The organism is Streptosporangium sp. NPDC087985 (assembly GCF_044741965.1).
Lineage (GTDB): Bacteria > Actinomycetota > Actinomycetes > Streptosporangiales > Streptosporangiaceae > Streptosporangium.
Window position 1 is genome coordinate 25,617 of sequence record NZ_JBIUTQ010000017.1, and the last position, 26,279, is coordinate 51,895.

Consider the following 26,279-nt stretch of genomic DNA (forward strand, 5'->3'; position numbering starts at 1 on the left):
TTCACGAGTCGTCACTCATGAGCAATGCCACACACCCCATCAGTCCTCTCGATCGAGGTCACAACCACTCCGCCCCAAGACGAAACCCAACGTCACCACCAACGACACTGGGCCGAACGGGTGCGAGGGATGCTCAACGCTCCGAGATCATCCTGTGGCGGGTTTCTGGTGCATCTGGGTCACACCCCAGCAGGGCTCAGCGGCGCGCGTCGCCAGGCGCGAGCAGGCTCGTCAGCTCCGAGATCGCCTCAGGGGACGGCTTGAAGTAGCGGCGGACGTTCTCCGGCTTCTTGTGCCGGGACTTCGCCATCAGCATCAGCAGGGAGGCGCCCTGCTCGCCGAGGTGGGTCAGGGCGGAATGGCGGTACTCGTGCAGGTCCCAGCCGGTGCCCGGCCCGCGTACGGCGGTGTGCTCGTCCAGCAGCGCGCGGGCCTGGCCGTAGGAGAGGCGGGCCAGGCCGGTGTCCGGGCACACGTCGCGCGGGCTGACGACCTTCCCCGGGCCGGGGCGGCGGTGGGTGACGAACACCGGGCCCCGGGTACGGCCTTTGAGCAGTCGGGGCAGGAGCCGGGCGGTGCCGGCGTCCCAGTAGACGGTCTCCAGGACGAAGTCCTCGCGAGCCTGGCCCCGGCGGCGGGCCTTGCTCCGGGCGCCCTTGGCCTTGACCGGGCAGCGGCGCGCGGCGAGGTCCAGGTCCTCGATGTTCACGCCGAGGATCTCCTCCGCGCGGGCGGCGGTCTCGTAGAGCATCCGCCACAGCGTCTTCTCCCGCAGGTGAACCTCGCGCCGGGCGATGAGTCGGTCCACAGCCATCTTCGAGCGGGCCGGGGTTTCGGAGTCCGGCACCGCCAGCCGCTTCGTCCAGGCCGGGACGGAAGGACCGTCGTAGCCGTACTCCTCGCACCAGCCCAGCCACGACAGCACCGCCGCCCGTCGGGCATTCCAAGTGCTGACCGCCGCGGTGCCCCACAGCAGTTCCAGGGCCTCCCCGATCTCGTCGTCGGCGACCGATCCCAGCGAACGGGCCTCGCCGATCCGCTCAGCGGTCTTGCCGACGCCGGCCGAGTAGCTGCGGATTGTGTTCGGGTTTCCGAGCGAGTCGAGGAAGGCATCGGCCGCCGCGCGGACGGTCAGCACCTTCCCGGTCGGCAGTTGCACGACGGTGGGCACCGCTTCCCCCTTGCCACGGATAATAGGGACGCTTCACGCAGCGGCCCGAGGGCATCACCGCACGTGGCGAATCTTGTTCCCGCAGATAATAGGGTGTTATCCGTGGGACGGCTTCAGGCGGGTCCGGTCGTCGATGCTCCGTCAGACGCCCACCAGGGCCGACGGATCCTTAGCGCACGATCTGACATGGATGTTCCTCAACCCCCTCCGCCGTCACATCCCCACCCCGCCCCGTCCTCGGCGAGGGCCGATCGGCCGGTGCTCGCCGGCGCGCTGCGGCGTCAACCGGCTCTCACCGCGACACACCCGCACCGTCTGTCAGGCAACCCCATCGAGGACGGTCAAAGGTTCGGTGACGGTATGTCATGGGGATATCGCGTCCTGACCCCGATTAAGGTTGCTTGTCCGGAACATTGGAGGGTGACCCACCACGATCCGGCACCCGAACCACCGTCGTCAGCAGTCATTCAGGCGTGGCTATGGCAGGTCCTTCACTTGGCAGGACCACTCTGCGCGATCGTGCCACCAAAGCAGAGCGACGGCGGGGGCTGCCACCAGGGGCAACGCGATCGCGTGTACTGGTGGCCCGTCACCGAATCTTGGAGGGGTAACTGATCTCCGGCGGTGAATCCGCCAGGCTGGCTGCCTCTTCGATGTCGGGAGGTGGTCGTGGCTCGCCGACCGGAAGTGTTCGTCCGGCCGTTGACCATGGAGGAAGGCCACAGGCTGCAGCGGATCACGCGGAGCGCGAAGGATCCGGTCAAGCTGCGGCGGGCGATCGTGGTGATGATGTCCGGCCAGGGCCAAAGCGTCCCGGACATCACCTCGTTGATGCAGGTCAGCGACGACTACGTGCGGGATGTCATCCACGCCTTCAACGAGAAGGGGTTCGACGCACTGGACCCAAAATGGAACGGGGGCCGTCCACGAGCGATCAGTAGCCAGGTGCGTGAGCACATCTGCCTGATCGCCAAGACGGTCCCCGCCGAATGGGGCATCACCGGGCACTCCACCTGGAGTCTGCGCACCCTGGCCGAGCACCTCATCACCCGGGGTGTGGTGGCGGCGATCAGCCGTGAGCACCTGAGGCGGATCCTGCGTGCGGGCGGGGTGCGCCGGCAGACCACCACGACGTGGAAGTCCTCCACCGACCCGCACTTCATCGCCAAGATGCAGCGCGTCCTGAACCTCTACGATCACCGCCCGCCGAATGGATCTGCTCCTGTCTTCGAGGACTCGGGGCGGCGGCTGCGCGAGGTGCTCGACGCTGGGGCAGGAGCTCGAACTGGCGGCTTCTGGGCTCACCTCGGCGATACCCCGTCGACCGGTGGGGTATCGCCGACGATGAGGGATAGTTCCGACACCCAACGGGTCAAGCCACCCCGCCAGGCGGAGAAGTAGAGCACCCTTTACCGGTCAGGACAAGTCGAAACAGAGGAGAGAACTCGTCTCACGGTGTCCGCGAGGGCCTCGGTCAGGTGCCGACGTAGGTCGCGAGGTGCTCGCCGGTGAGGGTGGAGCGGGCGGCGACGAGGTCGGCGGGTGTGCCCTCGAAGACGATCCGGCCGCCGTCGTGGCCGGCTCCGGGACCGAGGTCGATGATCCAGTCGGCGTGCGCCATGACCGCCTGGTGGTGCTCGATGACGATGACCGACTTGCCGGAGTCGACGAGCCGGTCGAGCAGGCCGAGCAACTGCTCGACGTCGGCGAGGTGGAGGCCGGCGGTCGGCTCGTCGAGGATGTAGACACCGCCCTTCTCGGCCATGTGGGTGGCCAGCTTGAGCCGCTGCCGCTCGCCGCCGGACAGCGTGGTAAGCGGCTGGCCGAGACTGAGGTAGCCGAGCCCGACGTCGGCGAGCCGGCCGAGGATGGCATGCGCGGCCGGCGTGCGCGCCTCGCCGGCGCCGAAGAACTCCTCGGCCTCGGTCACCGACATCGCGAGCACCTCGCTGATGTCGCGGCCGCCGAGGTGGTGGTCCAGCACCGATGCCTGGAACCGCTTCCCCTCGCACTCCTCGCAGATGGTGGTGACGCCGGCCATCATCGCCAGGTCGGTGTAGATGACGCCGGCGCCGTTGCAACTGGGACAGGCGCCCTCGGAGTTGGCGCTGAACAGCGCCGGCTTCACACCGTTGGCCTTCGCGAACGCCTTGCGGATCGGGTCGAGCAGTCCGGTGTAGGTCGCCGGGTTGCTCCGTCGCGAGCCGCGGATCGCGCCCTGGTCGACCGACACCACACCCGCGCCTGCGGGGATCGACCCGCGCACGAGCGAGCTCTTGCCGGAGCCGGCGACGCCGGTGACAACGGCGAGCACCCCGAGCGGGATGTCGACGTCGACGTCGCGCAGGTTGTTCGCCGTCGCGCCGCGGATCTCCAGCGTGCCGGTGGGCTTGCGCACCTTCTCTTTGACGGTGGCCCGGTCGTCGAGATGGCGGCCGGTGATGGTGCCGCTGGCCCGCAGCTCCTCGACGGTGCCCTCGAAGCAGACGGTACCGCCCGCCGTACCGGCGCCGGGGCCGAGGTCGACGACGTGGTCGGCGATCGCGATCGCCTCCGGCTTGTGCTCCACGACGAGCACCGTGTTGCCCTTGTCCCGCAGCCGCAGCAGCAGGTCGTTCATCCGCTGGATGTCATGGGGGTGCAGGCCGATGGTGGGCTCGTCGAAGACATAGGTGGTGTCGGTGAGCGAGGAGCCGAGGTGGCGGATCATCTTGACGCGCTGTGCCTCGCCGCCCGACAGCGTGCCCGACGGCCGGTCGAGCGAGAGGTAGCCCAGCCCGATCTCCACGAACGAGTCGAGGGTCTGCTGCAAAGTCGCAAGCAGCGGCGCCACCGACGGCTCGTCAAGGCCGCGGACCCATTTGGCCAGGTCGCTGATCTGCATCGCGCAGGCGTCGGCGATGTTGATCCCGCCGATCCGCGACGACCGGGCCGCCTCGCTGAGCCGGGTGCCGCCGCACTCGGGACAGGCGGTGAAGGTGACCGCCCGGTCCACGAACGCCCGGATGTGCGACTGCAGCGCCTCCTTGTCCTTGGAGAGCATCGACTTCTGGATCTTCGGGACCAGGCCCTCGTACGTCAGGTTGATGCCGTCGACCTTGATCTTGGTCGGCTCCTTGTAGAGCAGGTCGTGGAGCTCGGCCTTGGTGTACTTGCGGATCGGCTTGTCGGGGTCGAAGAAGCCGCAGCCGCTGAAGATCCGGCCGTACCAGCCGTCCATGCTGTAGCCGGGGATCGTGAGCGCACCCTCGTTGAGCGACTTGGAGTCGTCGTAGAGCTGGGACAGGTCGATGTCGGTGACCCGGCCCATGCCCTCGCAGCGCGGGCACATGCCGCCGGTGATGCTGAAGTCGCGCCGCTCCTTCACACTCTTCCCCCCGCGCTCGAACGAGACCGCACCCGCTCCGCTGATGGAGGCGACGTTGAAGGAGAAGGCCTGGGGCGAGCCGATGTGCGGCCGGCCGAGCCGGCTGAAGAGGATGCGCAGCATCGCGTTGGCGTCGGTGACGGTGCCGACCGTGGAACGGGGGTTGGCCCCCATCCGCTCCTGGTCGACGAGGATCGCGGTCGTCAGTCCTTCGAGTACGTCGACCTCGGGCCGCGCCAGCGTCGGCATGAAGCCCTGCACGAAGGCGCTGTAGGTCTCGTTGATCAGCCGCTGCGACTCCGCGGCGATCGTGCCGAACACCAGCGAGCTCTTGCCCGAGCCGGAGACGCCAGTGAACACCGTCAGCCGGCGCTTCGGGATCTCGACGCTGACATCCTTGAGGTTGTTCACGCGCGCGCCGTGCACGCGGATCAGATCGTGGCTGTCGGCAACGTGCAACGCGGGCGACGGTGTGTCGGTCCTCGTGGCCTTGCTCATCGTGTCTCCATCATCTCGTGGGCGGGGGAGCGCCTTCGCGGTCTCGTCGGCGTCGCCTGGCTCGATCTAACCAGCTTCGAGCAGTACGCCTGGTTCTTCTTCGTCGGCGCGGTCGGACAGCTCGTTCACCTCGCGCCAAGCCTGGATGCGGCGCGGGGAGATACGGAACCAGCGGTACGGCGTGGCCAACGCACGCGGGTCGAAGCCGGTGCGCGCGGCGAACCGGTCACCCCGCTCCTGTGGCAGCGCGTCGATCTCGAGGACCTCGACCTCGCCATCGATCATGGACACGTCGCGGGCCGGCGCCTCGACATCCAGCGGCTGCGTGTACACCCGGTCGATCCGGTCACGGACATCGTGCCGCATGGCGGGTCCGGTGAGCAGGCTGGCCACAAGGTGCGGTACTTCACCACCGCCGACCTGGTCGAGACCCTCTATCGAGGGCTGGCCGACAACTCCGTCGGTCGCGTGATCGAGAACCTGCTCCTTGCTGATCTGGTCGTCATCGACGAGGTGGGGTTCGCCCCGCTGGACGATACCGGCGCGCAGTTGCTGTTCCGGTTCGTCGCGGCTGCTTACGAGCGCCGCGCGTTGGGGATCGGCTCGCACTGGCCGTTCGATCAGTGGGGGGCGCTTCCTGCCTGAGCACACCACCGCTGTCAGCCTGCTGGACCGCCTGCTGCATCACAGCATCGTCGTGGCCATCGAGGGTGAGTCCTTCCGCATGCGACAGGCCCGCACCCGAGGCGCAGGACGCCTGGCCAAGAAGTAGTCAACTACGAAGGAGCGGGGACCTCTATCTGGCCACCAGCGGCGACACGCACGGCTCCGGCGCAAAGTGTGTGGTGCGGTCACGGATCGTGACAGAGAGATGTGTCCGAGACTGATCGCGATGGGATAACGGTCCGCGCATGGGTGCGGCCGCTCGGTGATGATCGGGTTCGACCAAGAACTTGATCGTCAACAGGCGGCCGCGGAGTTCATTGTGCAGCATGCCGTGCCCCCGGCAGGCGAAGCCTGTCTGCGGGTCTTCTTCCCCCACCTGACCGAGCCGGCTGTGGAAGAGCTCATCGATCGCGGCGGCTATGTGCTGGTCAGGGCGGGGACAACCGGAGGGCCCATCCGCTGCCCGGGATGCGGGGTGTCATCGGCCCGGCTGCACAGGCATTACCGCCGGCGCTGGGTCTTCCCGGGCGATGCCGCCTACGACATACTCACCCCGCTGTACCGCGCGGCGGTGAAGCGCGGTACAGCCGGAGTCCTCGGCGATGCCGTGGCCCTGTCGGCGGTGACCGGCAACAACTGGGCCCTACGCACACAGCACCCCAGGAAAGATCCGTTATCGTGCGTTGCGTATCCCGAGAATGTATGCCGCAGTAAGCGCAACGGCACGGTCTTCGTCATGTGACAGCTCTGCGAGGGCACGTGACGCTGTGATTCCCGGGATATCCGCGAGCGCCTGTGTCAGCCGTCGACGTGCAGACGATTCAACGGTGCCGTGGGCGAGGCAATCAACGAGCCTGGTGGCGATCTGATCCGCCAACGCGGGACGACTCGCCAGCGCGCTCAGTGCATCGGCTGCATCGACGTCATTCGTCCCCTCGACGACCATATCGATGAGCGTCGGGACCGCGTCGGCTACTCCACGTGCCCCGAGCGCCAGAGCTGCATATCTGCGGACCACGATGTCGGGGTTCGCGAGGGCGTCCTGCAGCAGTGCGGTCGCCTCACCGTTCGGAATCTCGGCGATGGACTGGACTGCACGTTTCCGCACCTCGGCTGCTGGTGAGCCGAGGCCCTCCGCCAGCAGCGCCAATCCGCCATCGCCCAATTGCGCCAAAGCCCATCGAAGGGCTCCGGCGACGTTCGGGTCCGTCTCGCTCAGCGCTGCCTCGACCAGTGCTTCCACTGGCACCGGAACCTCTTCAACTGAGGACAAGGCCGCGCGCTGGCGCTTCCCAGCGCTCTTTGACTCCAACGCCTGGAGGAGTGCAACGATCTGGAGGACGTCCTCCCAGCCGGCGGGTTCCGCGGCACCGATCCGACGGAGTCGCGTGAGCAGCTCCGTCTCACCTGCAATGCGTTCTCGCGTCTGGCGGATGAGGTCGTCGACGAGCTCTGAGGGCGTGAAGCCGGGATCATCGAGCGCGCGCCTGACTTCACGCAGCGACAGCCCCAATGACCGCAGGCTCTCGATATGGAAGATCCGCCGGATGTCCTCGCTGGAGTACTCTCGATAGCCAGCGTCGGTACGACCCGTTGGCCGCACCAGGCCGAGCGAGTCGTAATGCCTGAGCATGCGGGCGCTGACCCCGGACCGTCGTGCCACATCACCGATCAACACTGCCTATCACCCCTCCTGGCTGGTCCTGCCGAGGGCTACGACGCGCTTCGCCTCCTCGATCGCGAACTCGAATCCGGCATCCGGGTCGCGCAACAGCCGTTCCGTGGCGATCGCGTGCGCGCGCACGCGAGGGTCGAGATCCGTCATCGCAGCGCGCAGAGTTGGCAAAATCACCTCACCGAGCGCGATCAGCGCCCGGCTGAGGCTCCGCTGCATCTCACGTTCGCCTCGCCCGAGCTGTGTCGACAACACTGCGGCCAACTCGGGCTCTTCACCTTCGGGCACGAGCACGACCGCTGCCCGCCAAGCGCTCCGCGCCACCTCATCGTCGGCATCGGACAGAAGCGCCCGTGTGATCGCCGGCCACGCTTGCCGATCCCCGATCTTGGACAGCGTGTGCAACGCCTGGCTTCGTGCCTGCGCACGCTCCGAGCGGACTTCATTGAGAAGCTCTGGGACCGTCATTGACGCTGAGTGGCGGGTGAGTGCCCACGTCAGCATGTCGCGCACGTAGAATTCGGGTTCGATCGCGCATCGTTCGATGAGCTTGTCGATGAACCGCGGGTCAGGGGTCGTGCCGACCGCTAGCGCTGCCCGCAGCCGCACTGACGAGCGGCTGTCCTCCAGCCCCTGGAAAGCTCGAATCGTATCCGTGTCCTGTTTCGGCATGGTCATCGGGACCACCTCCTTGGCTACAGTGAAGACCTTGTCACCGTGTCAAGGTCAAGCGGGGTCACGCCGCGAGATCACCAGGCACCCTCTGTCCACCGAGTTCGGTGCCTGCCAATTCAGATGAGACGTGCGTGACGTTATGAGGCACGTTCACGTGCACGCCGACATCACGCAACGTCACGAATCACGAGTTGTGACACAGGCACTCGGCCTTCGGCGTCCTCGTCGTCGACGTCGGTCGCGTCCGGGTCACGCAGGGGTCGCAGGCCCTGCGCTGGGCCGCTCGCCGCAATGTTGAACAGATAGCGGCCCAGGAAGTTGATGTGCCGGTCCTTCAGCGGCGACAGGCGGACCACGCCCTCATCCTTGATCTCGTGACCCTCGGCGCACAGCCGGGCGACGGCGGCGTCCAGATAGCGGGTGTTCCAAAGCACCACGGCGTTGAGGACGAGCCCGAGCGCTGCGAGCTGGTCCTCCTGTCCGTCCCGGTAAGCCTGGCGGATCTGCCCGCGGCCGCCGTGGCAGATCGCGCGGGCCAGGCGGTGGCGGGACTCCTGGACGGTGAGCTGCCGGTTCATCAGCCGCCGGGAGGTGTCGTCCACCGGGGCGACCAGGGCGGGCAGGTGCATTGTTTTGTCGATGCGGCCGTACTCGGCGAACGCCGCTCCCAGCGGCGTGGGGGTGCCCCTCGCGGCCGAACATCCGCAGCAGGTCGTACGCCTTCACCTGGTTGGTGATCAGCGACCCGGCCACCCGCAGTATGTCCGGCCAGTGCGTCTCGATCCGCTTGAGGTTCACCTTGTTACGCGCGATGGCTTCGAGCGGCCCGTAGTCCCCGGCCGGCTCCTCGCCTTCCGGCACGGGCACGTCCGCGCGCCAGAACCGCTGGTCGGCCAGATCGCGGAAGCGCGGGGCGAAGCGGAAGCCGAGCATCTTGTACGGGCCGAAGGCCATGTCGGAGTACGAGGCGTTGTCGGTCGCGACCATCTCGGGGCGGACGCCGCCGTCGAGGTCCAGCAGCGTGTCCAGGGTGAACAGGCTGTCGCGTGGGGTGCCGCGCACGACCATCGCACCGATCCCTCCGCTCCCTCCGCCGCCCCACCTCTGCGCCAGCTCGATACGGCCCTGAGCGGTGATCAGCGCCGCGTTCGCCGCGGCGATGGTGTCGGCACGCAGGTAGTTCTGGTCCACGTGCGACAGGCGCGAGCGGGTCAGCACCCGCTCGTTCGGGTCACACATCGGCGTCAACCCGATGTTGCAGCTCTCCGACACCAGCAGCGCCACCAGGGAGACGAGCAGCCTCTCCGTGCGCGTGGGCCGGGCGGACACGTGCTTGAAGGCGTCCAGGAACCCGGTCCAGGAGTGCACCTCGAAGCCTTCACCGCGATCCACGCCGTGCAGGCGGACTGAACGAGCCGATGAACCGTATCCATTCTGGCCTGTGATTGATCAAGCGGTTTGTGGTGGCATCCAAGGGGCGATGGCCTCAGTCCTTGTGGCGGGGGATGCCGGAGACCTCGTGGCCGGCGTGGAAGAGGGCTTCGCCGATGAGGCTGCGCACGTGGGAGTCGCGGGCGCGGTATAGGACGCGGCGGCCGTCCCTGCGGGTGCGGACCAGACCGGTCAGGCGCAGCTTGGCCAGGTGCTGGGAGACCGAGGGGCGGGCGGTGCCGATGGCCTCGGCCAGGGAGTTGACGTCGTATTCGCCGGAGGACAGCAGCCACATCAGGCGCAGCCGGGTGGCGTCGCTGAGCATGCGGAATGCCTCGACGGCGGCCTCCACCTGCGCGCCGGTGGGTTGCTCCTGCGAGGGGTTGGCACCTGAGACATTGTCGCGTGCGTACATGACTACGTATACTCCGGGAAAAGGGCACCGGCCGCAAGTGAGGTAGCTATGCCTGACCAGCAGGATGCCGATTCTTTGTCCCCCCATAGGCCCCACGGGCATGGAGAGCCGACCGGAAGGGGCCGGCTCAGGCGTTTGACGGCGCGGGCCGGCCATGCCTTCACCCCGCACAGCCACGACAGCGCCGACAAGACCGATGCGGCGCTGGAGTCCAGCAGCCGGGGAATGCGCGTATTGGCCACCTCTTTTGCCGCGCTTATGGTGACCGCCGTGGCCCAGGCGGTGATCGTGGCGCTCTCCGGGTCGGTGGCGCTGCTGGGCGACACGTTGCACAACTTCGCCGACGCCCTGACGGCGGTGCCGCTGGCGATCGCGTTCTCTCTGGGGCGGCGGATGGCCACCCGCCGCTTCACCTACGGCTACGGCCGGGCCGAAGACCTGGCGGGGATCATCATCGTGGCCGTCATCGCGGGTTCGGCCGCGTTCGCCGGGTATGAGGCCGTCAAGCGCCTGATCAACCCCCAGGACGTGCAGGCACTCGGCTGGGTCGCCGCCGCCGGAGTGATCGGCTTCCTCGGCAACGAGTGGGTGGCCCGCTATCGGATCAGGGTCGGCCGCGAGATCGGCTCGGCCGCGCTGGTCGCCGACGGCCTGCACGCCCGTACCGACGGCTTCACCTCACTGGCCGTGCTGCTGGGCGCGGGCGGCGCGGCGCTGGGATGGTCACTCGCCGACCCGATCGTCGGCTTGGCGATCACCGTGGCAATCTGCTCCGTGCTGCGGGACGCGGCCCGGGAGATCTACCACCGGCTGATGGACGCCGTCGATCCGGCCCTGGTCGAGCGCGCCGAGCACATTCTCACCGCCACTCCCGGCGTGCGGCGGGTCGGATCGCTGCGGCTGCGCTGGATCGGTCATGACCTTCGCGCCGAGGTCGACATCGTGGTCGAGCGCGACCTGTCGCTGGTCCAAGCGCACGCCGTGGCGGTGCAGGCCGAGCACCAGCTGATCCACGACCTGCCTCGCCTGCGCGCGGCCACCGTGCACGCCGACCCCGACGGCCCCGACCATCATGCTCTCCTGGCCTCCCATCGATAGCCTGCTTTTCATCCGGGGAGTCGGCCGTGCCCTACCGGCAGCTTGCCACCGGTCTCCTCTCCTCGAAGCAGGGGAGCACGTGCTCGGCGCAGCCAGTGGCCCAGAGCACCACTGCTCCGTGGTCCCGCTTGCCCGGAATCTCTTCAACCGACTTCTTCATGGTTCCTCCTACGCTCGTCGGCGCACCGGGTAGTACGGCGACCGCGGCCCGGACGATACGCGCCTGTTCTGCCTGGGTCAGCGGCTCGGGCCCAGTTGGAGGGCGGGCCTGGTTCCGATGACGACGGTGGCGTCCAGTTCCTCGGAACCGGCCACCTGCGGGATCAGCCCGTTGCGGGCGACGGTTTCGGCGGTCTGCGGCGCTTGGCGCTCGCTCGTCTCGATCAGCAGGTAGCCGCCTGGTGCCAGCCATAGCGGCGCCGCGGTGATCACCCGCCGTACGATGTCAAGCCCGTCCGCGCCACCGTCGAGCGCCACCCGCGGTTCGTGCACGCGGGCCTCCGGGGGCAGCAGCCCGATCGCCTCGGTGGGTACGTAGGGCGGGCTGGCGACCAGGACGTCGACGCGGCCCCGCAGCGTGGCGGGCAGCGGCTCGTAGAGGTCACCTTCGTATACCTGACCGCCGGTGGCGGCGAGGTTACGGCGGGCGCACCGCACCGCGGCGGGATCGATGTCGGTGGCGTGCAACTCCACCCGCTCCAGGGCCGCGCCCAGCGCGGCGCCCATCGCGCCCGAGCCGCAGCACAGGTCCACGACGACAGGGCGCGGCCGGGGGAGTGCCTGGCCGGCGGGACCGGCGGCCTGACGGATGAGGGCGGTGGCCTGACGGATGAGGAACTCGGTGCGGGGGCGGGGGACGAAGACCGCGGGGTCCACGGCTATCCGCAGGCCGCAGAACTCCGCCCAGCCGAGGACGTGTTCAAGGGGCAGGCCGGCGGCTCGCCGGTCCACCATGGCGGCGAGGTCGGCCGGCGTCCGGGCCGCGGCGATGAGCAGCCGGGCCTCGTCCTCGGCGAAGACGCAGCCGGCGGCCCGGAGTGCGGTGACGATGGGGGAGGGAGGGGACGATGACGGGGGAAGCGACACGAGAGCCTTTCGGGATGCCGAAGGGCGCTCTCTCGGTCACCTATGCCGGGTGGACCGCGCGGCCGTGAGGTGAGAGCACCCGACCTGATACAGCGGTAATGGGTCCCACCTCCTTCTCGGTACGTCCACTGCTGGGGACGGCAACATTACCAGCCGCCTGCGACGGACAGACCCGGCGGGCGGACCCGGGTGCGCTCCGGTGCCGCTCGCAGGAGCGCCACGCCTGCGGATCCACCCCGGCCGCCTGGGCGAGGTGGCCGCCGCGACGCCCGCACGCCGGTGACCGAGGCAGGCCGGGTGACCTGGCCGGACGTGCATCACCCAGACCAGCACCGGGTACCCGAAAAGTATGACGAAATGGGGTAAACGGGATGACATGGTGGTGCATGAGGAGGAGCCGTTCAACGCCGAACCGCCTCCGGGGGCGCTGGCGGATCAGCTGATCACCCCGCTGGAGGCCTTCTACAGCCGCAACCACGGCCCCGTTCCCCACCTCGACGCAGCCACCTGGCGACTGGTGGTGGACGGACTGGTCACCCAGCGGTTACAGCTGTCGCTGCAGGAGCTGCGCGGCCGCTTCCCCGAGCGGGAGGTGGTGGCGACACTGCAGTGCGCGGGCAACCGCCGCGCCGGGCTGATCGAGGTCCGCGACATTCCCGGGGAGGCACCCTGGGGGCCCGGCGCCATCTCCACGGCCCGGTGGACCGGGGTGAGCCTGGCTGATGTCCTGGCCGAGGCGGGCCTGCGGCCCGAGGCCGCGCACATCGCCTTCGCCGCCCCCGACGTCTCCCCGCTGGCCGACCCGCCCCAGCCCTACGGCGCCTCCATCCCCGCGGCCAAGGCCACCTCGGGCGAGGTCCTGCTGGCCTGGGCGATGAACGGCCGCCTCCTGCCCGCCGTCCACGGCGCCCCGCTGCGCGTGGTCGTCGCGGGCTGGATCGGTGCCCGCAGCGTCAAGTGGCTGCAGCGCATCACCGCGCAGGCCGAACCGTCCGGCAACTACTTTCAGGCCGTCGCCTACCGCCTCCTGCCCGCCTGGGCCGACCCCTCCCAGGCCGGCCCGGAAGAGGGCATCAGCCTCGGCCCGGCGGCACTCAACTGCGCCATCCTGCGCCCCGGCGAAGGCGCCCGCCCGGCCCCCGGGCCGGCCGAGGTCACCGGCTACGCCTTCGCCGGTGACGGCCGGAGCGTGGCCCGGGTGGACCTGTCCATCGACGGCGGCCGTACCTGGGCCCAGGCCCGGCTGGACAAGGCGGCCGGCCCCTGGGCCTGGCAGCACTGGCGCACCACCGTCGAGCTGCCGGAGGGCGAGGTGGAGATCACCGCCCGCGCCTGGGACCATACCGGTGCCGTACAACCCGAATCACCGGCGTCCCTGTGGAATCCCCAGGGCTACGCCAACAACTCCTGGGCCCGCCTGCACCTCACCTGCTCCCGCTGAACGCGGCGGCACCGCCTTCGGCGAGGCCCGTGAGCCTCCAGGACGGTGATGTCCTCCGCACGAGATCATCGGCAGGCGGCGGGCGCCCCCGAGACGAGGAAGCCCGCCCCGCTCACCGGGGCCACGGGGCGGAATAGACTGAAAAGCGGTTCTGACGCAGAACCACTGGTGATGGGGACACCAACGCCTCCCAGGCCCGGCGGGCACGCCCCGCGGGCACGGAACGTCGGTGACTGGCCGGATTGGAGATCCCGCCGGTGAAGACCGCCCGCGCGGCGCAGCTCGTCTCGCGTCCGCTGACAGCTACCGGTAACCGGTACGACTCCCGCGCGAAGCCGCCCGGACGCTGAGCGGTGCCTGGGCTGCTGGGAGAACGAGCCCGCCCCGCCAGGGTGCGAGAACATCGGTATGCGCCCTTGTTCGCGGTGGGCTCGGTGTGCATCGGCGCGTTCATGGGGCAGCTGGACGCCAGCATCGTCACTTTGATCTTCCCGGCGCTGCAGCGCGAGTTCCACGCCGCCCTGGCGGCGGTGCAGTGGGTGTCACTGGCCTATCTGCTCGCCCTGATCGCCCTGCTGATCGGGGTGGGACGTCTGGCCGACGTCGCGGGCCGCAAGCGGGTCTACCTTTATGGATTCGCCGTGTTCACCGCGGCGTCGGCGGCCTGCGGGTCCGTACCGTCGCTGCCGGCGCTGGTGGCCTGCCGCCTGGTGCAGGCGGTGGGCGCGGCGATGCTCCAGGCCAACAGCGTGGCGCTGGTGGCGACCAGCGTCTCCCGGCGGCGGATACGGACCGCACTGGGGGCGCAGGCCGCCGCCCAGGCACTGGGCCTGGGCGTGGGACCCACGGTGGGCGGGCTGGTGGTCGCCGCGGCCGGCTGGCGATGGGTGTTTTGGATCAACGTGCCGGTCGGGCTGGCGGCCATCGCCGCCGGCCGCTACCTGCTGCCCCGTACCCGCCACTACAGCCGGGGCGGCCCGTTTGACTGGGCCGGGTTGATCCTGCTCTCCGCGGCCACGACCAGCCTGTTGCTGGCTCTGTCGGCGGCAGCCGGACTGGGACTGCCCTCATGGTCGATCGCGGCTCTGCTCGCCACCGCAGCCGCCACCGCCACCGGCTTCTGGATCTGGGAACGCCGTCCGGCATCCCCCCTCATCGACGTCACCGTGGCGCGCACGGCGGCGGTGGCGGCCGGCCTGGCCGGGGCATTGTGCGGCTACCTCGCCCTGTTCGGCCCGCTGGTGCTCATCCCGCAGGTCCTCGTCAACGGCGGCCTGGGCGAACTGCACGCCGGTCTGCTGCTGAGCGCGCTGCCCGGAGGGTTCGCCCTGGCCGCGCTCGGCGCCGACCATCTGCTGCCGCGCCGGTGGGGCAACCGGGCCCGGTGCGTGGCCGGCACCCTGGTCGCCGCCGCGGCAACCGCCCTGCTGGCGATCGCCCCCGCCGAACCCGGCCGGCTCGTATGGCTGCTGGCGCTGCTCGGCCTGGGCCTGGGGGTGTTCGTGCCGACCAACAACACCGTCGTCATGGCCGCCCTGCCGGCACACATGTCGGCAACCGCCGGGGGCATGATCAACATGACGCGCGGCATCGGGACCGCGCTGGGCATCGCCGCCGTCACCCTCGCCCTCCACCACGGAGGAGGGCCGGGCATCGCCGGGGCCCGGACCGCCCTGGCCCTGCTCACCGTCGCATCCCTCCTCGCCGCGCTCACCGCGCTCACCGCCCGCGCCGGCCGGGGCCCGGACAAGAAATAGCAGTTCACCAACCTGCGCGGCACCGGCACGCCCCACTCCGTCGTGCGCCCGCACCGCCGGCACTTTGCATGCGTTCAGATGGATTCGCTCCGTGATCCCAGCGACAGGCCCGCAAGAGCATTCCGTTATTCCCCACACACGGTGCGTGAGTTTCGGCACGCTGGGGCAGATCAGACGTGACCACGGGAGGCGAGATGAAAAACGACCAGGACTCGACTCGCAGACGCGACCCGAGCACAGGCCCCCGTGGCCGCAGGCCGTACGGCGGGCCGCCGGGCTCACCCCCCGCCCTGGTGACCCCTCCAGGCGCGCCACAGGCCGAGGCCTGCGGCGGCGCCGGCGACCCGTTCGTCTACGGCTCACGGGTCAGCCTCGACATCCGGCCGACCCGCTCGCCCGCACTCCCGCCCCCGCTGGTGCCGCTCCGGTTGCACCGGCCGTGGCCGTCAGCGCGGATATCGCGTGACCGGCTCCTGCGGCCCGCGCTGACCTGTGCGTTCCTCGCGGCCGCCGGAGTCGGCCTCTGGTCGTCGGGGTGGTCACCGGTGTCTGGGCCGTCCCCCGTGGAGGTCGCCGCTGCGGCCGACCCGTCACCGGTGGCCGGCCACGACCTGGCGGTCCCACCGGCGCAGACGGACCCGCCGGCCACCGCTCACGCGCCCGTGGCCGCACCCCAGGCCATCACCCCGGCAAGGACCGTCCGCAGCCTGAAAGCGGCCCCGCCGCACGCGATCGAGCGACCCCGCAACCGGACCGTCCTCGGCGCCCAGGGCCGACGGCACCACCACGAGCCCGGCGCGCCGCAGACGGTCCGGAGGCCATCACCCCAGAGCGCCGGCCCGAAGGCGCCGGAGACCTCACAGACACCTCCGCAGGCACCCCGGGATAAGAGGGGTAACCGCCGCAACACCGCAACCCTCGCCGCCCCGCACACTCCCAGGACCGCCCCCATCCCCGACACCTCCGTCCTCCCCGACAGCCCCGACACCCAGGCCGGCACCTCTCCCTGCCGGCGTTTCCGGCGGGAGGACTGGCGCCACGACTACTGCGTCAGGGTGTGGGACGACTACAGAAAGCGCCACGGCCTGCCGTAGTCACGGCCCTGCCGGGCAGCGCCGTACAGCCGCTCAGCCGCGCCAGCCGCCGGCGTCCACCCCGCCCGGCACCTCGGCCGAGGGATCGTAGGGGGTGCGGGTGAAGACGAAGGTGTTGAGGTCGAGGTGGCTGGGCGAGCCGTCGGCCCGGCGGACCAGGCGCAGCGTCTCACCGGCGTAGTAGCCGTCCAGGCCGAGCCAGGTGCCGTCGCCCTGGGCGACGAACCGGGAGGCACGGCCGGCGCCGCCGATCGGGGTGAGGGACAGCCCCCGGCCCGGCAGCGGCCGCAGCGCGTACGCGCTCGGTCCCCAATACCACGGGCCGGCCAGCTCCAGCAGGTCGGCGTCGACAGCGGCGGGCTCCCACTCGGCCGGCAGGCGCGGCTCGTGCTCGTCGAGGATGGCCAGCAGCTCGCTCAGCAGGGTACGGCTCACCCCCGAAGTGGAGTTGGCCATGAACAACACGCCCACCCTGTCGGACGGGTCGGCCCAGACCGTGGCCAAAAAGCCCGGCATGGAGCCGGTGTGACCGGCCAGGCGGCGGCCGTTGACCCGGGCCAGCTGCAGGCCCAGGCCGTAACCACCGGTCCAGGCGTCGCCGTCATCGACGGTCGCCGGCTCGCGCATCTCAGCCACCGTGGCCGGGGCCAGGACATCGCCGGTGTCTCCGGCCACGAACGCCGCCCACCGGGCCAGGTCGGCGGGGGTGGACCACAGCTGCCCGGCCGGGGCCATGGCGAGCGCGTCATGCTCGGGCTCGGGCAGCAGCACATCGGCCCACGGGTGCACGGCGTAGCCGCGTGCGTGCGGGGCACGCGGCCGCGCCGTGGTGTCGCGCATGCCCAGCGGCTCCAGGATCTCCGCCTGCACGGCCCGCGCCCAGTTCACCCCCCGGTGCCGGGCCACCAGCTCACCCAGCAGGGCGAAGCCCAGGTTGGAGTAGTGGAAGCGGCGGCCGGGCCGGTGCCGGGCGGTCTGCGGGCCGAGCAGCGCGATGAGCTCCTCCACCGGCATGCCCGGGGTCCGCTCCCACCACTGGCCGGGCGGCTCCGCTGTCAGCCCGGCGGTGTGCGACAGCAGCTGGGCCACCGTCACCTCGCCGACCGGCGTGCCGGGGACGTGCTTGCCGACCGGATCGAGCAGATCCACGCGGCCCTCGTCGCGCAGCCGCATGACCACGGTGGCGACCATGCTCTTGGTGATGGAACCGATCCGGTACTGGGTGGTCTCGGTGGGGGCTGCGTCCCCTGCCTTGCCGCGCGCGCCGAACCAGGCGAGCCGCCCGTCCCGGATCACCGCCGCCGCCAGGGACGGCAGTCGCGACCCGGCCTGCTCCACCGCGATCCTGCGCAGCAGCACCCGGGCCGTACTCTCCAGAACCGGCGACATCGGTCACCCCTCTCCGACACAACGACAAGCGCCCCCAGGCTAATGCCGCCCCAGCCTCGCCGGCATCTCCGCCAGGCCGGGGAGACCCGGGGAGGCCGGAGATGAGGGATGGAGGGGGCCGGTGGGAAACGGTTCCGGAGACGGGTCGGCGAAGGCCCACAATGCGGCTTTCGAAGGCGGAGATCCGCGAGCCGCTTTCGGCGATTGACGTCGCCGATACCCACTGCTATTTTCATTTTGAAAAATGAAGATCAGGCGTGAATTTCACGACCGCCTGAAGACGAGGCAGTCAGGAGCCGGACGATGGACAGGAAGGTGGCGACCATGGTGGTCTGCTCCGCCTGTGATCCGGCCGCTCCGTCCTGTTGTCGCGCCTGACGCGCGACTCTTCTCATTATTGCCGCTCCACAGCCGGTTCCTCTCGACGCGACCAAGTGACGTCGCGTATACCTTCGGTTTCCTTCACCTTCCGAAAAGAGCGGACGATCATGTCTGAAACCATTTCTGAAATGCTTTTCCCTATGCACGGATTTCGTGTGCTCATGTGCCGTCCTGATGGGGAGGTGATTCAGGGCGAACGCGCCGCCGTCGATCTGGTGGGCGAGGCGCTGGGGCAGCGCGCCGAGGTGGTCGTCATTCCCGCCGAACGGCTCGACGACGCCTTCTTCCGGCTCCGCACCCGTATCGCCGGTGACATCATGCAGAAGTTCACGACGTACCGGTTGCTCCTGGTGATCATGGGTGACATATCCCGGCACGCGGCGGCAAGCTCGGCCTTGCGGGACTTCGTTCATGAGACGGGCCAGGGGGATCACGTCTGGTTCCTGTCCAGCCTGGAGGACCTCGGCGAGCGTCTGGCCCGGCGCCCCGGCGCCCCGGCGCCTGACCCCCTGCCTGCCCTGCCGTGTGCCCGAGTAGCTTGGGACGGATCTGTGATGAGCCTTGAATCGACGCCACGCCAGGCGATTGCCGAGCGCATGATCGGGATCCCTGCCGGGGAGATCGTCCTGAGGGACGAGGGCACGGAGACGGACTGGAAGGTCGAGGTCGGGGCCTTCCGGCTGGCGCCGTATCCCGTGACCCGTGAGCTGTACCGCGCCGTCCGAGGCGAGGTGCCCGCGAGTTCGGCGGGGCCGCGGACGCCGGTGACCGAGGTCTCCTGGAAGGAGGCCGTCCGGTTCTGCAACCTGCTCTCGCAAGCGACGGGGCTCGACCCCTGCTACGCGATGGGTGATGACCCCGACGGGCAAGACGTGGTCTGCGACTGGGAGGCCGACGGCTATCGCCTCCCGTCCGAGGCGGAGTGGGAGTACGCGTGCAGGGCCGGGACCTGCGGCGTCCGCTACGGAGAGCTGGACGAGATCGCCTGGTACCGGGAGAACTCCGGCGGAGAGGTGCACGACGTCGCGACCAAGGCGCCGAACGCGTGGGGCCTCTACGACATGATCGGCAACGTGTGGGAGTGGTGCTGGGATGTCTACGATCCCAGGGTCTACGGCCCGTACCGCGTATTCCGCGGCGGGGGTTCGCATGATCGGCCCCGAGGATGCCGGGCGTCGTGCCGCCGCAAGAGCCACCCGGCCTTCCGCGTCGACGACCTCGGGTTCCGGCTCGCCAGATCGCTATGGACTGCGGGTGCTGTGGGTCGGTGTCAGGTGTGAGAGCACGGTGGCCGCAGGCCGAGAGGTCGCCCCGGGCGATCGGGTCATCGGGATGGCCGCCTCACAGGCGGAGATGGTCCACCAAGGCGTGTTCTATGACCTGGAGGTGGACACGACGCGTGCCGAGTCGATGGAGTGCGCCCGGACCATCGCCACTCATGTCACATGATCGACGGCCCGGCCACCGGAGGGCCCCTGCCACCACCCCGGAGGGTTTCGAGCACTCGGCCGGGGTTTCCCCGGCCCGCACATCATGTATGGTCGCCCCTGTCTTTGACATCCGGTACGCGCCCTTGTGCCCTCTTTTCGGCGAGACCGATGCCCTCCCTTGACGTCGCCCAGTGGGCGGTGCTGCTGGCCGCCCTGTTCCTTGTGGGCTTTTCCAAGACCGGTGTCTCCGGTACGGGGACGGTGGCGATCGCCCTGTTCGCGCTCGTGCTGCCGACGAGACAGTCCACGGGCATGCTGCTGCCGCTGCTGCTCGTCGGCGACCTGGTCGCCGTGCTCTCCTACCGGCGCCACGCCGACTGGCCCAGGCTGATCAGGCTCTTGCCGTGGGTCGCCGGGGGTGTGGTCGCCGGCGCCGTCGTGGTGCGCTGGGTCGACGACGCGCAGATGAGGCGGCTCATCGGGGCGACCCTGCTGGTGATCATCGCCGTGCACCTGTGGAACCGGCGCCGGGCGCCGGAGGACTCCCTCGCCCACCGCCGCCCGGTGGCCGCCCTCGCGGGTGTCTTCTCCGGCTTCGCCACCATGACGGCCAACGCGGCCGGTCCCATCATGGCCGTCTACCTCCTGGCGGCAGGCCTGCCGATGCTGGGCTTCCTGGGCACCAGCGCGTGGTTCTTCCTGACGATCAACGCCTTCAAGGTGCCGTTCAGCGTCGCGCTCGGCCTGATCACCCCGGCCACTCTCGTCTTCGCCGCACTGGGCGCCCCGGCGGTCCTGGCCGGGGCCGCGGCCGGTCGTGCCGTCATCGGCCGTATCGACCGGACGCTCTTCGAACGGGTCACGCTGGGGCTCACCCTGCTCGCCGCGGTGCGCCTGCTGGTCTGACGTCCGCCACAGCGACCCTCCCCGGTTCGCCGCCCAGCCGCCCAGCGGGCCGCGCCACGCCCGCCCGGCCTTATCCTGCCCCTGAGCAGAGGTGAAGCGTCGGCCGGTCACATCTGATCGATAAGCGCCGGCAGCTGAAGGGTGCTTACTCTGAGGAGATGGCATTCATCCCACAACGCACGCCGGCTGCAGCGGCACTCGTTCTGCTCAGCGTGACCGGCATCGCTACGACAACGGCTGCGACGTCCCCGTCGGCGGCCCCTTCTCCCGGCACATCACCGCCGTTCACCGCCACGGTGAGGCCGGTGTCCCCGGACCAGCTGCGCTATTCCTGGCGCCGAGGATGCCCGGTGCAGCCTGGCGACCTCAGGATGATCAGCATGACCTACTGGGGTTTCGACGGCAGCCCCCACACAGGAGAGCTGGTGGTCAACAGATCAGTGACCGACCAGGTCGTCTCGGTCTTCAAGCAGCTGTACGGCCATCGCTTCCCCATCCGGCAGATGCAGCCGGTGGACGTCTACAAGGGCAGCGACGACGCCTCCATGACAGCGGACAACACCTCGGCCTTCAACTGCCGGCGCGTCAAGACCAGCGGCACGTGGTCGCAGCACGCCTACGGCCTGGCGATCGATGTCAACCCCCGGGAGAACCCCTTCATCCACCCCTATCCGGGCGGCACCGTCGAGCCCGCGAACGCCAAGGACTATGTCCGACGGCCTCTGGAGCGGCCAGGAGTCATCAATCCCGGTGACGACGTGGTGAGCGCGTTCAAGAAGATCGGCTGGGGCTGGGGCGGATCCTGGTCGAGTGAGAAGGACTACCAGCACTTCTCCCAGAACGGACGGTGACCTCTCCGCGACCGCTACCGGGGGAGCGGGGGCGCCCTGCCGGGTACGCCTCGCGCCTGGCTAGCGTGAACTGTATGGATAACGCTCCTCGGAGAGCGGCTGCGGACCCGAGAATGGCTTCCGTACGTGTGAGTGCCGCTCTGCTTGCGCTCGTCATGATTTTCAGCGGGTTTTCCGGCGCCCGGCCCGCCTCCGCGTCTGAGGCCGCTCTGCCGCCCCCGTCGCCGGGACGGCAGCTCATCACCGTGACGGCCGACGCCTACCACAAGACCACTGCCACACTGGTCGCCTACACCGCGGAGGGCGGCCGCTGGGTGAGGACGTACGGGCCCTGGACAGCGAACGTCGGCCAGAGCGGCATCGCCCCGCCAGGCCAGAAGCGGGAGGGCGACGGGCGCACCCCGTCCGGCACCTACGGGTTCGACTTCATGTTCGGGATCAAGCCCGACCCCGGGGTGAGGTTCCCCTACCGGCAGGTGTTCTCCTACGACAAGTGGGATGACGACCCCACCAGCCCTCTCTACAACGAGTGGGTGGACGCCCGCCACGCCGATCCGGGGGCCGGCCCCGAGGACATGATGATCTCCCCGGCCTACGACCATGGCGCCGTGATCGCCTACAACACCAAGGACCGCATCCCCTACCTGGGTAGCGCGATCTTCCTCCACGTCAGTACCGGCGCGCCCACCGCCGGCTGCGTCAGCCTGCCGGTCGGCGAACTGCTGCAGGTACTGCGCTGGATGGATCCAAAGCGCTCCCCGCAGATAGATATCGGAGTCGCCTGACACAGGGGTGATGACTCATCCGCGCGTCGGCGGATGTCAATGATCACGTAATTCAACGTGATCGTTCGCACGCTCGCACCCGCCGGTGGTGTCCTGGAGCTCGCCGGATAGCCGCCCGGGGTGGCGAGTGCCGAGGGACCTGAACCGACACCCGGGCTATACACTGGATGGCACGTTGAGCGCGGGCCGGCGTCAGGGGTGACCGAGGCCGATGGGCGCAACGTTCCAGCCCGAAGACGGTCCCGGCTCGTGCCCACACACCCGCGATGCCCCTCCTCGTCGTCAACCAGCAAGGACCTCACCTCGATCTCATGACATTCAGGCGATGGTGGGGGATTCCGCGTGACGGCGTGCTCGGCGTACCGAGGTGGCGGCTGCCCACGGCGGTGGGTTGCCTGGCTGTGATGGTCGTCGTGGTGAGCACGGTGGATGTGCTCATCGATGGCCCGTTGCGACGCTGGGATCAGCGGTTGATGCTGGGTGTCCACGGGCTGGAGGTGACGGGCTGGCCGCACGCGGTCTGGCGGGTGATCGTGGTCGGCGGCCAGTTCTGGCTGGTCGGTTCCCTGGTGATGATCGCGGCTGTGGTGGCGGCCTGGCGGCGGCGCGCTCTGCTGCTGGTGCCGGCCGTCGGCGGGTGGCTCGCCCTGATCAGCATGGTGATCTGGTTGTTCAAGCAGGCGCTCGGGCGCACGCCTCCCGGATCAGGCGTCGATCTGCTGGCCACGGCCGGCCAGTCCTTTCCCTCCGGCCATGCCGCCCTCGGCGCGGCCTGCCTGCTGGTGATCGCCGCACTGACGGCGGGCACCAGCAGGCGGTACCTGATCGGCGGAGCGCACGTGCTGGCCGCGGGGGTCGCGACGGCGACCGTGACGCTGGGCTACCACTGGCCCAGCGACGCCATCGCCGGCTGGGCGCTCGGGATCGTGCTGGGCCTGGCCGGCCGGCGCGTCGTGACAGGGCCCCCGCTCGGGTCCGTGTCACGAGCCCCAAAGTAACTATCTGTAATCGCGGTCACGTTCTGTATTGCAGGCGCTGTGGCACTGCTGGATGCCGAGCAGCTGATGCGCTGCGCCAGTCTGCTGCCCACCGCTCTGCCTGCGCTTCGGCAGCGCCGGCGTCGCCGGGCTCCTAGGGTGCGGTGGTCGCGGTGCGGTAGAACTCGGCTGCGGTGACGGTGGCGGGGACGCCGAGTTCGGCGGCGACCGCGGTGATCGCGGTGGCGCCGACGGCGAGGTCGGCTTGGCCGTCGGTGGTGAAATACGGTGCGATGAACGTCTCGTAGTGGGCTCGGGCTTCGTCTGCGGTGTGTCGGCCGAGGAACGTCTGGATGTGCCGCACCGTGGTGTCGGGTTCGTTGTGGATCACCTGCAGGGCGCGCCGGTGGGCTCGTACGACGGCCTGGACCGCGGGGCCGTCCGGGTGGATGTAGGTGGGGTCGACGGCCACGCCTACGGTGGGGATCTGGAAGTGGTCGCCGACCCAGGCCAGCACCTGCCAGCCGTGCTCGGCGGCTATCGCCTCCGGGGCCATGGTGCTGCCGACCAGGGCGGCGTCGATTCTGCCGTCGTGCAGCCAGCGCAGGTCCATGCCGTAGTCGCCGGGCGGGCGGACGATGGGGTGGATGTCGCGGTCCGGGTCGAGGCCGGCCTGGCGCAGCACGATCCGGGCGAAGCACCCGGGTGCGGTGTGGGGGGCGTGTACCGCCAGCCGCCGGCCGACCAGGTCGGCCAGGGAGGTCAGGCCGGGGCGGGCGAGGAACCAGAACAGCGGGCGGTGGGTGTTGACATTGAGTGCGACCCAGGGGATGCCATCGGCCAGTCGCGACAGCAGCGCCCGGCCGAGCCCGATGGTGGCGCCGTGGCGCAGCCGCTCCTCGCCCCAGGAGCAGCCGTCGCGCAGCGCGACGTGGACGCCCTCGTCGGCGTAGTAGCCCTGCTGGTCGGCGATGTAGGCGACCAGTTCCTCGTGCAGGCCCCGCCCGACGTAGACGAGATCGATCGTGTACATGAACGTTTTCCTTGATCGTGCCGCCGCCATGCGCCCGCGCGTGCCGCGGGCCCGGCTGCTGCGGCCCATGGTGCTGAGGTGACGGTGTGCCGGATGCGGTCCGGCCGTCGGCCGGACCGGGCCGGTATGGCCCCGTGTGCGGAGGACAGCGGGGCGTCAGTACATGGACATCCCGCCGTTGACCGCGGCCGTGGTGCCGGTCATGAAGGCGTTGTCCTCGCTGGCGTAGAAGGCGACCGCTTGGGCGACGTCGCCCGGGTGTGCCAGGCGGCCCAGGGGGGTAGCGGCCACCTGCCGCTGCTTGTGCTCCTCGTCGAACACATCCGCCATGCGGGTGTCCTCCACCGGGCCGGGCTCGACGACGTTGACCGTGATGCCCCGCGGGCCCAGTTCCTGGGCGAGGTACCGGGCGAACTGCGCCAGCGCGGCCTTGGCCGTGCCCAGTGCGATCATGCCCTCCCGGGGCCGGCGGCTGAGACCGGTACCGAGATAGATGATGCGTCCCCAGCCCTGTTCGGTCATGGCGGGCAGGACGGCTTTGGTGACCGCGAACGCCGCACGCATCTCGTCGTCGAGCTTGCCGCCCAGTTCTTCCCACGTCATGTCCTGGAACGGTTTGATCACATACGGGATGAGCGCGTTGTGCACGAGCACGTCGATGCCGCCCCACGCCGCCTGGACCTGCTCGATCATGCTCTCGATCGCCGCTGCCTCGCGCACGTCGGCCTGCACGGCCATGGCCTGGCCGCCTGCGGCCTCGATGCCGGCCACGACCTCCTCGGCTGCCGTGCCGCTGCGGAGGTAGTTGACCACCACGCGCATCCCTCGCGCGGTCAGAAGGCGCGCGGTGGCCGCACCGATTCCGCTGCTGGCCCCTGTCACCAATGCCACCCTGCCGGTTGCCCCAGTCACGGGCCCACCTCCTGCTCATCATCGCGGGCCGTCGGCATGACCGTCCGGAGTTGTTCATCGTCGATGCCGGGGTGTGCTGAGTGGATCGCCCCGTAGAGCACGGTGCCGACGGTCGCCCGCAGCAGAGCGGCCGAGGTCCAGTCGAGTTCGCGCGGCAACTGCGAGGTGAGCAGCTGCTCCAACGCGCCGCGGGTGATCTCACTCAGCAGCTCAGGCGGCGCCGGCAGCAGTCCCCGCCGGTGCCCGTCCCGGAACAGCTCGTCGAGCCGCCGGTAGGCCACCGCGTCCACACGCTGTTCCACGTACTGGCGCAGCATCGCATCGCCCCAGCCCTACGCTATCAAGGCACGCCTTCCAGGCCCTCTGCTCGGGTCGGTGTCATAGACCGCAAGGTAGAGGCGTATCCCCAGGTCAGAGCAGTGCACCGACGCCTGTCGGAATCCACTCACCGATTCGTTTACCGACGTTGATTCTCGGCACGAGTTCTCGACGCTCACCACCTGCGACCTCGCGGATGGGGTGGTCATGGTGTCCCCGACTTCCTTCGTCGCATCCGCCCTCACCAGATCGACGACACAACCCCTCGGAATGTGAGGTCGACGCGTCGCCTCACATTCCCAGCAGTTGTTTCGTCGGACTACTGAGACACCGGGTCGTAAGTCTCAAACACCGCTGAGACTGAGAAGGGAAAACCTCGCCATGTCCACGCCCACGACGACCGAGCAAGACAACCTCCAGTCGCGTCTGCCCGACCCCAGCCAGTTCTTCCCCGAGGTGGCAACGATCGCCGGAGCCATGTCCAAGGCCACCCTGAACGGTGCGATTCCGCAGACCACCATCAGCCTGGTCCAGCTACGCGCCGGGCAGATCGTCGGCAGCACGTACCACACCGTCCGGCAAACCGGCCTCCTCCGCAAGGCCGGGGAGACAGAGGAGCGCATCACCGCCGTGGCGTCATGGCAGGACGCCCCCTACTTCACCGACGCCGAACGGGTCGCACTGGAGCTCGTGGAGGCCGTCCTCACCCCGAACCCGTCCGGGGAGCGCGTCCCCGACGAGCTGTACGCCAAGGCATCCGCCCACTATGACGACAAGGCGCTCTGGACGCTCACCATCGTGATCGGCCAAATCTGCTTCTTCATCCCCGTCGCTCTTATCGGCAAGCCGATCCCCGGTAAGGCCCCCGGGAAGAATTACAGCAGGTAACGTCCGACAGGTTCAGGGTGAGGACACGGCAACCG

The 26,279-nt window shown here is 69.5% G+C and carries 27 protein-coding genes and 2 pseudogenes; 16 read left to right on the forward strand and 13 right to left on the reverse strand.

Annotation, left to right across the window (positions count from 1 at the left end):
• Positions 1-196 precede the first annotated feature (196 nt).
• Complete coding sequence (locus tag ACIN94_RS25360; protein ID WP_400710660.1) at positions 197-1,171, reverse strand: tyrosine-type recombinase/integrase; 975 nt, start codon at positions 1,169-1,171, stop codon at positions 197-199.
• A 669-nt stretch (positions 1,172-1,840) separates the two neighbouring features.
• On the opposite strand from ACIN94_RS25360, the gene ACIN94_RS25365 reads away from it, so the two are divergent.
• Entirely contained in the window at positions 1,841-2,572 is a 732-nt protein-coding gene (locus tag ACIN94_RS25365; RefSeq protein WP_400710663.1) for a transposase, read from the forward strand.
• A 73-nt stretch (positions 2,573-2,645) separates the two neighbouring features.
• Here ACIN94_RS25365 and ACIN94_RS25370 read toward each other — a convergent pair whose 3' ends face one another.
• The gene (locus ACIN94_RS25370) at positions 2,646-5,036 is read right to left on the reverse strand and encodes an ATP-binding cassette domain-containing protein (RefSeq protein WP_400710666.1); all 2,391 of its coding nucleotides are present in this window, start codon (positions 5,034-5,036) and stop codon (positions 2,646-2,648) included.
• 66 nt (positions 5,037-5,102) lie between these two features.
• Positions 5,103-5,429, reverse strand: coding sequence for a hypothetical protein (locus tag ACIN94_RS25375; RefSeq protein WP_400710669.1), 327 nt, complete (start codon positions 5,427-5,429; stop codon positions 5,103-5,105).
• A 3-nt stretch (positions 5,430-5,432) separates the two neighbouring features.
• Between ACIN94_RS25375 and ACIN94_RS25380 the strand changes: the two genes are divergently transcribed.
• From ACIN94_RS25380 to ACIN94_RS25390, 3 genes are all read left to right on the forward strand, one after another.
• Entirely contained in the window at positions 5,433-5,681 is a 249-nt protein-coding gene (locus ACIN94_RS25380) for an ATP-binding protein (protein WP_400710672.1), read from the forward strand.
• Entirely contained in the window at positions 5,674-5,808 is a 135-nt protein-coding gene (locus ACIN94_RS25385) for an ATP-binding protein (RefSeq protein ID WP_400711000.1), read from the forward strand. The genes ACIN94_RS25380 and ACIN94_RS25385 overlap by 8 nt, the downstream gene beginning before the upstream one ends.
• 159 nt (positions 5,809-5,967) lie before the next feature.
• Positions 5,968-6,444, forward strand: coding sequence for a hypothetical protein (locus ACIN94_RS25390; protein WP_400710675.1), 477 nt, complete (start codon positions 5,968-5,970; stop codon positions 6,442-6,444).
• Here the strand turns inward: ACIN94_RS25390 and ACIN94_RS25395 are convergent.
• The 4 genes and pseudogenes from ACIN94_RS25395 to ACIN94_RS25410 all read right to left on the reverse strand — a co-directional run bounded on the left by ACIN94_RS25395 (position 6,376) and on the right by ACIN94_RS25410 (position 9,898).
• The gene (locus tag ACIN94_RS25395; RefSeq protein WP_400710678.1) at positions 6,376-7,380 is read right to left on the reverse strand and encodes a HEAT repeat domain-containing protein; all 1,005 of its coding nucleotides are present in this window, start codon (positions 7,378-7,380) and stop codon (positions 6,376-6,378) included. The two genes, ACIN94_RS25390 and ACIN94_RS25395, sit on opposite strands and share 69 nt — an antisense overlap.
• A 6-nt stretch (positions 7,381-7,386) precedes the next feature.
• Positions 7,387-8,055 carry a HEAT repeat domain-containing protein gene (locus ACIN94_RS25400; protein ID WP_400710681.1) on the reverse strand — a complete coding sequence of 223 codons (669 nt, stop codon included), beginning with the start codon at positions 8,053-8,055 and terminating at the stop codon, positions 7,387-7,389.
• Positions 8,056-8,219: 164 nt separating this feature from the next.
• A pseudogene (locus ACIN94_RS25405) lies at positions 8,220-9,423 on the reverse strand (Tn3 family transposase); the annotation flags it as partial.
• 115 nt (positions 9,424-9,538) lie between these two features.
• Positions 9,539-9,898, reverse strand: coding sequence for an ArsR/SmtB family transcription factor (locus tag ACIN94_RS25410; RefSeq protein ID WP_400710684.1), 360 nt, complete (start codon positions 9,896-9,898; stop codon positions 9,539-9,541).
• 135 nt (positions 9,899-10,033) lie between these two features.
• On the opposite strand from ACIN94_RS25410, the gene ACIN94_RS25415 reads away from it, so the two are divergent.
• Positions 10,034-10,996 (forward strand): cation diffusion facilitator family transporter, encoded by a 963-nt coding sequence (locus ACIN94_RS25415; protein WP_400710687.1) that lies wholly within the window; start codon positions 10,034-10,036, stop codon positions 10,994-10,996.
• Positions 10,997-11,027: 31 nt separating this feature from the next.
• On the opposite strand, the gene ACIN94_RS25420 is transcribed toward ACIN94_RS25415, so the two are convergent.
• Together ACIN94_RS25420 and ACIN94_RS25425 are read right to left on the reverse strand one after the other, a co-directional pair.
• Positions 11,028-11,156, reverse strand: a complete 129-nt coding sequence (locus ACIN94_RS25420) for a hypothetical protein (RefSeq protein ID WP_400710690.1) — start codon at positions 11,154-11,156, stop codon at positions 11,028-11,030.
• 77 nt (positions 11,157-11,233) lie between these two features.
• Positions 11,234-12,082: a putative protein N(5)-glutamine methyltransferase gene (locus tag ACIN94_RS25425; protein WP_400710693.1), complete on the reverse strand. Its 849-nt coding sequence runs from the start codon at positions 12,080-12,082 to the stop codon at positions 11,234-11,236.
• A 376-nt stretch (positions 12,083-12,458) separates the two neighbouring features.
• Between ACIN94_RS25425 and ACIN94_RS25430 the strand changes: the two genes are divergently transcribed.
• The 3 genes from ACIN94_RS25430 (at position 12,459) to ACIN94_RS25440 (ending at position 16,374) form a co-directional block, all read left to right on the forward strand.
• Positions 12,459-13,523 (forward strand): sulfite oxidase, encoded by a 1,065-nt coding sequence (locus ACIN94_RS25430; RefSeq protein WP_400710696.1) that lies wholly within the window; start codon positions 12,459-12,461, stop codon positions 13,521-13,523.
• Between the two features lie 425 nt (positions 13,524-13,948).
• Positions 13,949-15,280: an MFS transporter gene (locus ACIN94_RS25435; RefSeq protein ID WP_400711003.1), complete on the forward strand. Its 1,332-nt coding sequence runs from the start codon at positions 13,949-13,951 to the stop codon at positions 15,278-15,280.
• Positions 15,281-15,474: 194 nt separating this feature from the next.
• The gene (locus tag ACIN94_RS25440) at positions 15,475-16,374 is read left to right on the forward strand and encodes a hypothetical protein (RefSeq protein ID WP_400710699.1); all 900 of its coding nucleotides are present in this window, start codon (positions 15,475-15,477) and stop codon (positions 16,372-16,374) included.
• Positions 16,375-16,407: 33 nt separating this feature from the next.
• Here the strand turns inward: ACIN94_RS25440 and ACIN94_RS25445 are convergent, their stop codons facing one another.
• Positions 16,408-17,763, reverse strand: a complete 1,356-nt coding sequence (locus tag ACIN94_RS25445) for a serine hydrolase domain-containing protein (protein ID WP_400710702.1) — start codon at positions 17,761-17,763, stop codon at positions 16,408-16,410.
• Positions 17,764-18,284: 521 nt separating this feature from the next.
• On the opposite strand from ACIN94_RS25445, the pseudogene ACIN94_RS25450 reads away from it, so the two are divergent.
• The 7 genes and pseudogenes from ACIN94_RS25450 to ACIN94_RS25480 all read left to right on the forward strand — a co-directional run.
• Positions 18,285-18,608: pseudogene (locus ACIN94_RS25450) on the forward strand (DUF4180 domain-containing protein); the annotation flags it as partial.
• Positions 18,609-18,740: 132 nt separating this feature from the next.
• Complete coding sequence (locus ACIN94_RS25455; protein WP_400711006.1) at positions 18,741-19,424, forward strand: formylglycine-generating enzyme family protein; 684 nt, start codon at positions 18,741-18,743, stop codon at positions 19,422-19,424.
• Positions 19,425-19,431: 7 nt separating this feature from the next.
• Positions 19,432-19,593: a hypothetical protein gene (locus tag ACIN94_RS25460; protein ID WP_400710705.1), complete on the forward strand. Its 162-nt coding sequence runs from the start codon at positions 19,432-19,434 to the stop codon at positions 19,591-19,593.
• A gap of 149 nt (positions 19,594-19,742) precedes the next feature.
• Positions 19,743-20,480: a sulfite exporter TauE/SafE family protein gene (locus ACIN94_RS25465; protein ID WP_400710708.1), complete on the forward strand. Its 738-nt coding sequence runs from the start codon at positions 19,743-19,745 to the stop codon at positions 20,478-20,480.
• A gap of 350 nt (positions 20,481-20,830) precedes the next feature.
• A complete protein-coding gene (locus ACIN94_RS25470) occupies positions 20,831-21,331 on the forward strand; it encodes a M15 family metallopeptidase (protein WP_400710711.1) in 501 nt (166 codons plus the stop codon).
• 128 nt (positions 21,332-21,459) lie between these two features.
• Positions 21,460-22,116 carry a L,D-transpeptidase gene (locus tag ACIN94_RS25475; protein ID WP_400710714.1) on the forward strand — a complete coding sequence of 219 codons (657 nt, stop codon included), beginning with the start codon at positions 21,460-21,462 and terminating at the stop codon, positions 22,114-22,116.
• 311 nt (positions 22,117-22,427) lie between these two features.
• Positions 22,428-23,114, forward strand: a complete 687-nt coding sequence (locus ACIN94_RS25480; RefSeq protein ID WP_400710717.1) for a phosphatase PAP2 family protein — start codon at positions 22,428-22,430, stop codon at positions 23,112-23,114.
• 133 nt (positions 23,115-23,247) lie between these two features.
• Here ACIN94_RS25480 and ACIN94_RS25485 read toward each other — a convergent pair whose 3' ends face one another.
• From ACIN94_RS25485 to ACIN94_RS25495, 3 genes are all read right to left on the reverse strand, one after another.
• Entirely contained in the window at positions 23,248-24,126 is an 879-nt protein-coding gene (locus ACIN94_RS25485; protein ID WP_400710720.1) for an ABC transporter substrate-binding protein, read from the reverse strand.
• 156 nt (positions 24,127-24,282) lie between these two features.
• Positions 24,283-25,038 (reverse strand): SDR family NAD(P)-dependent oxidoreductase, encoded by a 756-nt coding sequence (locus tag ACIN94_RS25490; RefSeq protein WP_400710723.1) that lies wholly within the window; start codon positions 25,036-25,038, stop codon positions 24,283-24,285.
• Positions 25,035-25,355: a hypothetical protein gene (locus tag ACIN94_RS25495; RefSeq protein WP_400710726.1), complete on the reverse strand. Its 321-nt coding sequence runs from the start codon at positions 25,353-25,355 to the stop codon at positions 25,035-25,037. Before ACIN94_RS25495 ends, ACIN94_RS25490 begins: the two co-directional genes overlap by 4 nt.
• Before the next feature lie 382 nt (positions 25,356-25,737).
• On the opposite strand from ACIN94_RS25495, the gene ACIN94_RS25500 reads away from it, so the two are divergent.
• On the forward strand, positions 25,738-26,244 hold the full coding sequence (locus ACIN94_RS25500) for a carboxymuconolactone decarboxylase family protein (protein WP_400710729.1): 507 nt from the start codon (positions 25,738-25,740) through the stop codon (positions 26,242-26,244).
• Positions 26,245-26,279: the final 35 nt, after the last annotated feature.